The organism is Flavobacterium faecale (genome assembly GCF_003076455.1).
GTDB lineage: Bacteria > Bacteroidota > Bacteroidia > Flavobacteriales > Flavobacteriaceae > Flavobacterium > Flavobacterium faecale.
The window spans coordinates 2,711,278-2,723,034 of record NZ_CP020918.1 but is presented as its reverse complement, the minus strand read 5'-3'; the positions used below and the strand labels follow the sequence as shown (position 1 = coordinate 2,723,034).

8 protein-coding genes are annotated in these 11,757 nt (G+C 36.4%); 3 read left to right on the top strand and 5 right to left on the bottom strand.

Going from position 1 to position 11,757, the window contains the following annotated elements; genetic code table 11:
* Positions 1 to 4 precede the first annotated feature (4 nt).
* Complete coding sequence (locus FFWV33_RS11675; protein WP_108741058.1) at positions 5 to 1,462, top strand: glutamate synthase subunit beta; 1,458 nt, start codon at positions 5 to 7, stop codon at positions 1,460 to 1,462.
* Positions 1,463 to 3,138: 1,676 nt separating this feature from the next.
* On the opposite strand, the gene FFWV33_RS11670 is transcribed toward FFWV33_RS11675, so the two are convergent.
* Entirely contained in the window at positions 3,139 to 3,570 is a 432-nt protein-coding gene (locus tag FFWV33_RS11670) for a hypothetical protein (RefSeq protein ID WP_108741057.1), read from the bottom strand.
* Between the two features lie 323 nt (positions 3,571 to 3,893).
* Between FFWV33_RS11670 and FFWV33_RS11665 the strand changes: the two genes are divergently transcribed.
* Both FFWV33_RS11665 and FFWV33_RS11660 read left to right on the top strand, forming a co-directional pair.
* Positions 3,894 to 4,373, top strand: a complete 480-nt coding sequence (locus tag FFWV33_RS11665; RefSeq protein WP_108741056.1) for a DUF6265 family protein — start codon at positions 3,894 to 3,896, stop codon at positions 4,371 to 4,373.
* A 71-nt stretch (positions 4,374 to 4,444) separates the two neighbouring features.
* Positions 4,445 to 4,942 (top strand): hypothetical protein, encoded by a 498-nt coding sequence (locus tag FFWV33_RS11660; RefSeq protein ID WP_108741055.1) that lies wholly within the window; start codon positions 4,445 to 4,447, stop codon positions 4,940 to 4,942.
* Positions 4,943 to 5,269: 327 nt separating this feature from the next.
* Here the strand turns inward: FFWV33_RS11660 and FFWV33_RS11655 are convergent, their stop codons facing one another.
* The 4 genes from FFWV33_RS11655 to FFWV33_RS11640 form a co-directional block, all read right to left on the bottom strand.
* Positions 5,270 to 6,706: a TolC family protein gene (locus FFWV33_RS11655; RefSeq protein WP_108742537.1), complete on the bottom strand. Its 1,437-nt coding sequence runs from the start codon at positions 6,704 to 6,706 to the stop codon at positions 5,270 to 5,272.
* 1 nt (position 6,707) lies between these two features.
* Positions 6,708 to 9,902 (bottom strand): efflux RND transporter permease subunit, encoded by a 3,195-nt coding sequence (locus tag FFWV33_RS11650; RefSeq protein WP_108741054.1) that lies wholly within the window; start codon positions 9,900 to 9,902, stop codon positions 6,708 to 6,710.
* Positions 9,903 to 9,928: 26 nt separating this feature from the next.
* Positions 9,929 to 11,008: an efflux RND transporter periplasmic adaptor subunit gene (locus FFWV33_RS11645; RefSeq protein ID WP_108741053.1), complete on the bottom strand. Its 1,080-nt coding sequence runs from the start codon at positions 11,006 to 11,008 to the stop codon at positions 9,929 to 9,931.
* A gap of 168 nt (positions 11,009 to 11,176) precedes the next feature.
* A complete protein-coding gene (locus tag FFWV33_RS11640) occupies positions 11,177 to 11,605 on the bottom strand; it encodes a hypothetical protein (RefSeq protein ID WP_159086011.1) in 429 nt (142 codons plus the stop codon).
* Between the last annotated feature and the right edge of the window lie 152 nt (positions 11,606 to 11,757).

Here is an 11,757-nt window from a genome sequence, read left to right as displayed (position 1 = left end):
TACAATGGGAAAAGTAACAGGTTTTAAAGAATTCGAAAGAAAAGATGAATCATACACAGCAGTTGAAGAACGTGTAGGACATTATAAAGAATTTACAGTTCCTTTGAGTGAAGCTGAAATTACAGAACAAGGATCACGCTGTATGGACTGCGGTATTCCGTTTTGTCATAGTGGATGTCCGTTAGGGAATTTAATTCCGGATTTCAACCACATGGTTCACCAAGGAGAATGGCAAAAAGCATCTTGGATATTGCACTCTACAAACAACTTTCCTGAATTTACAGGACGTTTGTGTCCTGCACCTTGCGAAAAAGCATGTGTATTAGGAATTATCGAAGAGCCAGTATCTATTGAGAATATAGAAAAAAATATTGTTGAACGCGCCTTTAAAGAAGGATGGATCAAACCACAACCTCCAAAAACAAGAACAGGTAAAACTGTTGCCGTTATTGGATCTGGACCTGCAGGATTGGCTGCGGCACAACAATTGAACAGAGCAGGTCATACTGTTACTGTTTTTGAAAGAGACAATGCAATTGGTGGTTTATTACGTTATGGGATTCCGAATTTCAAAATGGAAAAAGGAATTATCGACAGACGTGTAGCGATCCTAGAAGCAGAAGGAATCATCTTCAAAGTAAACACAAATGTTGGTGTGAACTATGATATCAATGACTTAAAAGCATTTGATTCTATTGTACTTTGTGGTGGTGCTACAGAACGAAGAGGCTTACCTACTCCAGGTGCAGATGCAGATGGTGTAGTACAAGCAATGGATTTCTTGACGCAACAAACAAAAGTTGTTTTTGGTGAGACTATCGAAAACCAAGTTATGGCTACAGGTAAAGATGTAATCGTAATTGGTGGTGGAGATACAGGATCTGACTGCGTGGGAACTTCAAACCGTCATGGTGCGAAATCAGTAACCAACTTTGAGATCATGCCAAAACCTCCGGTAGGAAGAAGCGAAACAACTCCATGGCCTTACTGGCCGTTACAATTGAAAACCTCATCTTCTCACAAAGAAGGAGCTGGTAGAAATTGGTTGATTAATACTAAAGAATTCGTAAAAGATACCAATGGTAAATTAATCGCATTGAAAACGGTTGATGTAGAGTGGAAAATCGTACCAGGACAACGTCCTGAATTAATTGAAGTTGCCGGTTCAGAAAAAACTTGGCCTTGTGACCTTGCTTTATTAGCACTTGGTTTTACTGGTCCAGAGAAAACTTTGGCAGAGCAATTGGGATTGAAAACTGATTTCAGAAGTAACTATCAAGCTACTAATTACCAAACAAATGTACCGAACGTGTTTACCGCGGGAGATATGAGAAGAGGTCAATCTTTGATCGTTTGGGCAATCTCTGAAGGTCGTGAGGCTGCAAGAGAGGTAGATTTGTACCTAATGGGACATACAAACCTTCCAACAAAAGAAGGTGGTGATTTACCAGGTGTACATTAATACATTACAAACATAGTATCAAAAAGGCTGTCTATTTTTAGACAGCCTTTTTTGTTATAAAGCACTAACAAATGGAGTAAATCTAGTAAAACCATTTGGGCGTGCCCCGCAGAATCCCGAAAAGTCGGGAGCGGGTCGGCTCTTAGAGCTTCGGGACATTACTCTCCTCAACAAGTTCCATTACCGCCTCACTTGTTTCTGGGCTTTTCTCCCGAGGCCCCCGCTGCCGCACGAATCCTTTCGTGTGGTTCCTGAATAACAACAAAAACATTCTAATTTAAAAATTATTTTACAATCAACCTACTGATACACTTGGTTTTTAAAGAATATACCCCGCTATTCAAATTGTTCTAAAATAGTGCGGATGCTATCCGAATATCTTTGAGCTTGTCGAAGACTTTACTAAGCAAATTTACCTGTTACAACAGGGCTTCGACACCCTCTGCCTGACAGAATTGTGGTTAAAAAGATTTGTTGCAAAACAAGCAATCCCACTATTGTCCGTCTGAGCTTGTCAAAGACTGTATTAAGCAGATTTGCCTATTGGAACGTGGCTTCGACAAGCTCAGCCTGACAGACTTGCGGTTTTAAGGAGATTTGGTTATAAAACAAGTAATCCCACTATTGTCCGTCTGAGCTTGTCGAAGACTTTATTAAGCAGATTTGCCTATTGCAACGGGACTTCGACACCCTCTGCCTGACAGACTTGTGGTTGTAAAGATATCTGGTTATAAATCAAGTAATCCCACTATTGTCCGTCTGAGCTTGTCGAAGACTTTATTAAGCAGATTTGCCTATTGCAACGGGACTTCGACACCCTCTGCCTGACAGACTTGTGGTTGTAAAGATATCTGGTTATAAATCAAGCAATCCCACTATTGTCCGTCTGAGCTTGTCAAAGACTGTATTAAGCAGATTTGCCTATTGGAACGTGGCTTCGACAAGCTCAGCCTGACAGACTTGCGGTTTTAAGGAGATTTGGTTATAAAACAAGTAATCCCACTATTGTCCGTCTGAGCTTGTCGAAGACTTTATTAAGCAGATTTGCCTATTGCAACGGGACTTCGACACCCTCTGCCTGACAGACTTGTGGTTGTAAAGTTATCTGGTTATAAATCAAGCAATCCCACTATTGTCCGTCTGAGCTTGTCGAAGACTTTATTAAGCCGATTTGCCTATTGCAACGGGGCTTCGACAAGCTCAGCCTGACAGAATTGTGGTTTTAAGAAAGTTTGGTTTTAAAACAAATAAACTTTATCGCTCGGATTTGCACTAATTTTCACGTTATTGATAGCGCGGAATTGCATTCCGTACCCACAAACTTGAGCATATAAATCAAAAAGCTATATTCTTTAAAAAAGTGTAGCTACTTTTGTTTCAACCAGGAAAGTTGTCTTGGTTTTGTTACTGTTTGAAAATTGGAGTGAACACGGTGCCAAAGCTTCGCGAGCAATTCTAAGCTTTCAGGTACATGGGGTACTAATCCAAACGGTTGTATCAATTTGCGTTAGTCTTTATCGAAAAGTAATATGAGTAAAGTTTCTTTTTAAAAGAAGTAAAAGTTAGACTTTCTTTCGATAAAAACTAAAATCCCGTTTCTAACAATTAGTCCCAAACTAGAAAAAATTGGAAACTAATTGTTCTTCTTGATTTAGGTATCACATAAAAAGTAAAACTTAATCCATTTTTTCATAAGTCAATCGAGGTCCATCACAAGCGTGCCAACTACTAACAAAAATACTTTCAGTTTGAAAAAGTGCTCCTTCTTGTTTGTCTGACCCGCAGGATCCCACAAGAACATTTGGTGTTGCATAGTAGAAAATAATTAAGTTCTCATTTGCTGAACTAATGTTAGTCTCATAGCTACCGGAAGCCTCTAGCACTACCCCATCACGGATTCTTGTTTTGGTAAAAGTATTATCTCCCCTTAAAACGTACTTTTCTTGCCATTCCATATCTATTCCTGTTTGTACAGAATTGGGAATACTACCTTCCTTTTCTATCAATTGATAGGTTCCTATTACTACAGCTTTTGAAGGGTTTTCATCCTCTTTACTACAAGCTACGAATAATATAAAGGAAAAAATAATCAGTATTTTTTTTTTCATGATATAAAGGTTTTGTTTATACTAGAGAATAAAATCAATAAAAGGTTGCGTAGCCTTCTATTAAAGTTACTATTTGATCCAACTCATTAAGTATAAAATAAAGCATAAGTACAATTACCAAATGTACTAAAAGAGTCCGTAGCTATAGCAAAATCTTATTTTAATACCTGCTGCTTTTGATTCAAACAGTTTGGCGCTTAATCGCATGAACAAAAGCTTCAACATCATTCAGATTAACCTCAACCGTACAACCAATTGATTTTAAAAAACAAGCTATTTTTGCTACTTTAGCATTTTAAAACAATGATTTAAAAATAAACGTTATGATTCAAAAAATTACACTTCTATCTGTATTGCTTATGCTTTTGTCATGCGACAAAAATTCGAAGCCAACATATGAATTGATGCAGTCATCAGAATGGATCATTGGAAAATGGGAACAAAAAAATACTGAAGGCATAATCACAGAAACATGGGTAAAATTAAACGATAGCACCTACACGGGTACATCATTTTTCACAAAAGGAAAAGATACATTACACCAAGAAAAAATAGTTCTCCAGCAAAAGGGAGAAAATTTGACCTACAAAACAGTCATTCAAGGACAAAATGACGATGGGCCTATTTTATTTTTGGGTAAAGAAGCTAAGGAGAATGAGATAATTTTCGAAAATTTCAATAATGATTACCCACAAAAGATTATTTATACAAAATCTAATGCAAGCCAGATGACTACTGAAATTTCAGGCATGCAAAATGGGAAGCCAAGCACAGAACGCTACAGTATGATAAAAAGCAAATAAATCATATTTGAACAACAGTATAAATAACTGAAAACAACAAAGGGAATAAAATAAGTCCAATTAACATATCAATGACCGAAAATGAATTAAGAACGATTATTGAAAACAAAAAACTACCTAAGGACGAATTAGATAATTTAGGCGATAATGTAATGGGATACCTTCCATTACTACTACTTTTGCTTGTAGCGAAAGATAACATTCCTGCCTTGCTTATTGTTTTAATTCTCATTTTCTATACCTTTTATTGCAAGATTCACGAAAGAGATTTAATCGCTATCCCGTTCCAAAATACTAATGCAGTGGCCTTACTTGAAATAACAAAAATTGCAGAAAGGGAGCAGTGGACCGTAAAATTTCAAGATTTATTTGTTGGTGAATATTACATTCCGTTTGTTTTTGGACAACCATCGCACAAGTTAACCGTGATTTTGACAGAGGAAGTACTGTTTGTCAATGTTCGAAATATTGGCACCTCAAAAGGTAGATTTCCTTACTTATTTGGAACCGATACTATTTGTAAAAACAAAGTCATTCGCTTAATAGAAAATCATTTTGAATCTCATTAATACGAACGTTACTTTATCTTCTTTTTGCGTGAAGGATTACTTCACCGAGCATTTATTTTCATTGGTATTCAGTGATTTTCATTTGTAGTGTAACTCTTTTTTATCTTGCTTTTTTGCAAAATAAAAAAGCAGGAACAAATAGCCCAGCCCGTCCCCGATAACTATCTGGGTTGCCAGAGAAACGCCCAAGCAAAAAAAAAGCTATCATTTCTGTACACACAATGTATGTATGTATAGGCGAATGCACGTAAACGCAAAAAAGGCTGCCTTTGCAGGCAACCTTTCTTCACAAGTAAAACATAAAACCAAATAATCTAACTTTACCAGCTAGTTCCATCCGCCTCCAAGGGCTCTATAAATGTCTACAAATGCATTCATTTGTGACTTCTTAGTTTCGATAAGTTCAAATTTAGATTCTAATGCATCGCGTTGCGTTAACAATACCTCCATATAATCTGCACGAGCTGATTTAAACAAATCGTTTGATATTCCAACCGATTGATTCAAAGCTTGTACTTCTTGTGCTTTTAGATCAAAACTTTGTTTCATGTTATTGATTTTAGCCAACTGATTAGCTACCTCAACATAAGCATTTACAATAGTTCTCTCGTAATTATACACAGCTTGAATTTGTTTTGCATTTGCACTAATATAACTTGCTTTGATTGCATTTCTATTGATTAAAGGCGCTACCAAATCTCCTGCAAAATTATACAAAAGAGATTCTGGTGTACTCAACAAATATTTTGCATTGAAAGCCTGAAAACCAATCCCAGCAGAAATACCAACAGAAGGATAAAAACGAGCTTTAGCTACTTTGATATCCAAATTTGCTGCCATTAACTCCATCTCTGCTTTTTTGATATCAGGACGATTCTCTAACAATTGAGAAGGGATACCAGCACTCACAGTAGCAGGTGTTAAGTTCTCAAACATTTTATGATCTCTTGCAATAGGCTGTGGAAAACGACCTACCATGAAATTAATTTTGTTCTCTGTCTCTGTAATTTGCTGTTGGATTGAAAACTGCATACCACGTGTTTTTAAAACTTGAGCTTCAAAACGACGTACTGCCAATTCGGTAACACGAGCTGCTTCTTTTTGTAATTTTACAATTGCCAAAGCATTGGTTTGTATGTCAATGTTTTGTTTAACGATATCCAATTGATTGTCTAAAGCTAATAACTCGTAATACGAATTTGAGATTTCAGCAATTAAATTTGTTTGAACAAAATTACGACCATCTACACTTGCTAAATAACGACTAACAGCCGCTTTTTTGGCATTGTGTAATTTTCCCCAAATATCGGCTTCCCAAGTAGCAAACGCTCCAATTTTATAATCCTGTAAAGGATCTGGAGTTTCTGTTCCTGGTTTAATTTCAGTATTCGCTTCACTTGCACCTATATTGGTATAGCGTCCCAACTTATCTACTCCTACACTTGCACCTACGTTTACAAAAGGTAGGTACTCCCCTTTACGGGCACGTACTTCACTTTGTGCAATTACCAATTCTTGCATGGTAATATTCAACTCCTGATTGTTTTGAAGGGCCGTTTCGATCAAGCTATTCAAATTAGCATCTGTAAAGTAACTTTTCCATTGTTTCTTAGCCGAGTTCAAAGTATCGTTACTCGAATTTGCAAAAACTTCTGGAGTTGTCTTATTTTCTGCTTTTTGAACAACAGAAGGTATTTTACATCCCGCTAGACTTATTAATACGCAGGTTAGACCTGCGTATTTTAATTTATTTAGTTTATTCATCTTAGTCATGTTCTTCAGTTGTTGAGAAAGTATCTATTGCATGTACAAAACCATCTGTCAATGAGTGATCTTCTTCCCCTTTAATTAATTTTCTTCCTGCTGCAAGTGAACCAAAAATATAGTACAATCCAGGAACTATTATTACTCCGAATACAGTACCAAATAGCATTCCACCTAAGGCAGCAGAACCTAAAGTTCTATTACCAATCGCACCTGCGCCTGAAGCCGTCATTAACGGAATCAATCCAGCGATAAACGCAAAAGATGTCATCAAAATAGGACGGAAACGTACTTTGGCACCTTCAATAGCAGCCTCGAGTACCGTCATTCCTTCATGGTGCTTGAGAACAGCAAACTCGACTATCAACACGGCATTTTTACCAAGCAGACCGACCAGCATGATTAATCCAATTTGAGCATAAATATCATTTTGTAATCCCATTAATTTTAATAATAAGAAAGATCCAAAAATACCAACTGGTAAAGACAATACAACTGCAAATGGAATAATAAAACTTTCATATTGCGCTGCAAGAACCAAGTAAACAAAGGCCAATACAATCATGAAAATGTACATAGACTCATTACCTCTACTTGCTTCATCATAAGACAAACCTTCCCAAGCAATATCATACCCTCTTGGTAATGTCTCAGCGGCTACTTCTTTTACGGCTTGAATAGCATCTGCAGTTGTGTACCCTTTGGCCGGAAGACCTTGAATAGCAGCAGAGTTATACATGTTGTAACGTGTGATTTCATTTGGTCCTTGTCCTTTTTTCAATTTCATGAAAGCAGAATAAGGAACCATTTCATCTCTGTCATTTTTGATATACAAATTCAAGATATCAGAAGGCAATCTTCTGTATTTTGGATCTGCTTGTACATACACTTTAAAGAAACGGTTGAATTTAATAAACCCTTGCTCGTAAGTACTACCAATCAAGATGTCTAGATTCTCCATTGCTTTACCAATAGAAACTCCTTTTTGCATCGCTAGATTGTTATCTACTTCTAACTCATATTGAGGGTAGTTGGCTGCAAAGAAGGTAAACAAACCAGACAATTCTTTACGCTTTTCTAGATTCTCCATGAAGGTTTTGTTGATTTTATCAAAATCAGCATAATCTGTAGTAGTGTTTTTATCTAACAAACGCATAGAGAAACCTCCTGATGAACCAAATCCAGGAATTGCTGGCGGCTCAAAGAATTCAATTTTAGCTCCTAAGTCTCTTGACTTACCTTCTAGCTCTTCCATGATTTCGGTCACTTTATGCTCCCTTTCGTCCCATGGTTTCAAGTTAATCAAACAAGTACCCGCATTTGACCCACGACCCTCGGTCATGATTTCATAACCCGCAAGTGATGATACAGATTCTACTCCATCAACATCCTCACAAACTTTTTGAAGTCTTTGAGAAACTGCGTTTGTAGTTTCTAAGGTTGAACCCGGAGGTGTCTGAATAATCGCATAAATTGTTCCTTGATCCTCACTTGGTATAAATCCAGAAGGAAGTATTTGATTGACAAAGAATGTACCAATACAGAAAGCAATTAAAATACCAAAAGTCACTACTTTTCTACTCACAATTAGTTTAAGAAGACTTACATATTTACCTGTCAGTTTATCAAAAACAAGATTGAATTTATCTAATGCCTTAGTCAACAAATTCTTTTTAACCTCTTGTCCGTGTGTGTTTTTTAACAACATCGCACATAATACAGGAGTCAATGTTAAGGCGATAATTGCAGAAATTACAATTGCACTCGCCATGGTAATAGAGAATTGTCTATAAAAGGTTCCTACTGGCCCCGTCATGAATGAGATTGGTACAAATACTGCAACCATTACCGCAGTAATCGCGATAATCGCTCCACTAATTTCACCTAATACTTTTTTTACCGCCATATAAGGTGAGATATGGGGGAACTCGGCAAACTTGGCATGCACGGCCTCGACGACGACGATTGCATCATCGACCACAATACCAATTGCAAGTACAAGTGCAAATAAGGTTACTAAGTTGATTGTGATTCCGAAAAACTGAATTACGAAAAAAGCTCCTACCAACGAAACGGGCACAGCTAAAATTGGAATCAATGTAGAACGCCAGTCTCCTAAGAAAATAAATACTACAATTGCTACCAAAATAAAGGCATCACGAAGTGTATCAATAACTTGTTCAATCGAAGCATCTAAGAATTTGGAAACGTCATAACTGATTTTGTAATCCAATCCTGGAGGAAAAGTTTCTTTCATCTCCTCCATTTTTGCTTTTACGCGACCAATAACCTCGTTGGCATTACTACCATAGTTTTGCTTTAATACAATAGAAGCCGAAGGATGACCATCTAGGTTGGAATAGATATCAAAAAATTCACTTCCTAATTCTGCTCTACCAATGTCTTTTAATCTAATGGCTTCACCGTTAGGATTGGCACGTACAATTACATTATCATATTCTGCAGGTTCACTAAAACGACCTTTATAAGTCAATACATATTCTAAAGATTGTGCCTTGATACCAGAACTTTGTCCGATACGTCCAGGACGACCCACTACAGATTGCTCTTCAAGCGCTTTCATTACTTCCTCAGTAGAAACATTGTACGCACGCATACGATCTGGATTCAACCAAATACGCATTGCATAGGTTCTACTTCCTAAGATTTGTGATCTCGCAACCCCTTTTACCCTGTTAATTTCGGGAAGCATTTTTACGTTGGCATAATTGTACAAGAACTTTTCGTCCATGTTTTTATCCTTTGCATACAAGTTGATGTACATCAACATCGATGGTTGGATTGGAGTAATTACAACCCCTTCACGTTGTACCAATTCTGGTAACAATGGCATTACTTGATCGACCCTAGTTTTTACCCTAATAACCGCCTGATTGGGATCGGTACCTGGTTCAAAAATAATTCTCAAGGTTGCCTCACCTGCACTAGTTGCATCTGTAGCCATATACCTCATGTCTTGAACACCATTGATGGCGTTCTCTAAGGTAATAAGCGTAGATTTAACCAATACATCAGCACTTGCTCCTGGATACGCAATAAAAATATTTACTGTCGTAGGTGCAATATCTGGAAACTGTGATGTCGGCAATTTCATCATTGCCAACAATCCCATGAATACAATAACAATCGAAATTACTATCGCAAAAACGGGTCTTTGTATAAATTTACTAAACATGTTTTTATCTTTTTAAGTGATTTCGATTATTCTGCGTAAAGCTCTAAATGAGATAAAACAGACGTTCCTTTTTCTAATTTGTATTCGATTTTTTCGTTTTCTTTAACCAAACGAATTCCTTCTAACAAAATTTTATCTGTAGTAGCCAATCCACTTTTTACAATGAATACATGTTGTAATTCACCTGCAAGTGTGATTTCTCTAGATCTAATTTTATTTTCTTTATCGATTATGTACACATATTTTTTCTCCAAAACCTCAAAAGTGGCTTTTTGCGGAATCAAAATAGCATTTTTGAAAGGCATACTCATTTCGATTGTTCCTGTTTCTCCATGTCTTAATAAACGTTTTGGATTAGGAAAAGTGGCTCTAAATGGAATGTTACCAGTTTCATTATTAAAGTTAGCTTCAATAGTTTCTACCACTCCCGTTTGGTCAAAAATTTGATTGTTGGCCATCAATAAGTTAACGTTAGTTTTACTGCTGTGTGCTTTGTCCATATAATCAAGGTACTCAGCCTCTGGTACATTGTAATAAACCCACATTTTGCTGTTATCAGATAGTTCTGTAAGTAAATCACCTTCATCTAGCAAACTACCCACTCTCACGTGAAAGCGGTCAATGATTCCGTCAAACGGTGCTCTAATTTCTGTGAAGTTCAAATGCACTTGATTCAGTTGCATTTCAGCTTTGGCCTTATCTAATTTAGCTTTTGCCATTGCCAATTCATTTTTAGACACTACGTTTCCGTCTGCTAATTTTTTTGTGTTTTGGTATTCAATAGCAGCAAAATCTGCTTCTGCTTTTGATTTGCCAAGTTCTGCTTTGTAGATATTTGGCATGATTCTGAACAACAATTGTCCTTTTTTAACCGCTTGCCCTTCTCCTACCAAAATTTCTTGTAAATATCCTTTTTCTAGAGCTCTCAATTCGATATGCTGAATCGAGTTGATATTACAAACATACTCTTTGGTAATTGTAGTGTCTTTTTTTACTGGATTGGTAACCAGGAACTTAACTTCTTCTTTTTTCTCTTCTTTTTGTTCTTTACAACTGATGAGACCCATCAAAGCGCATGCGCTTACGATCATAGATAATTTCTTCATAATAAGTTAGCTTATTAAAGTAAATGTTTTGTTTGTGAAAATGTAATCGAAAATAAATAGTACAAGTAAAACCCAAACTTATTAGCGAAAGCCACGAAGCGTTTGGTGGTAAATTTTTAAATAGTACTACGATGGCAAATAGACTTTGCCGGGAAAGAAGGTGCTAAATCAAATTCGAAAAACTTGAAACAAGACAAACTTTTTATAAGTTGTCAGGTAGTAAAATACCGTTTGGAAATTTGAGATTTCCTTAAAATTAATCAATCGATCAGAAGATGATAGCGATTGATAGAAGTTTGCAAAATACTTATTTGGAATAAGTTGATTGTTTGAAGATTGTACTTCGTCTTCATCAACTTCATTATCCGTAACTCTTACTTTGATATAAGTTCTTTTTGATGCTGGAAGTTCAGTTCTAAAAAACAAAGCATCTAAAAGGTTAGCTTGAAAAAAATGATTTTCGTTGATGGTTAAAGAAGCATCAACAGAGAAGTCATTATTACTTTTATCGAAATTAGCCAATAGTCCCGTTCCATATCCGCCCATGAGCAAAATAAGAAGGGGTAGCAAAATTCGAAAAGTAACTTTCTTTTTCATGGGGCCGAAATTACACATTCTAATGTTTCAATCTGATATTTGTGATGTTAAAAATTGTTAAAATGCGTAAAAACATATTTCGACCTGTTTTTTAGACCCTATTTCATCTTATAAATGTGGCTATCTACAAGCTATTGACAATATTTGGTACA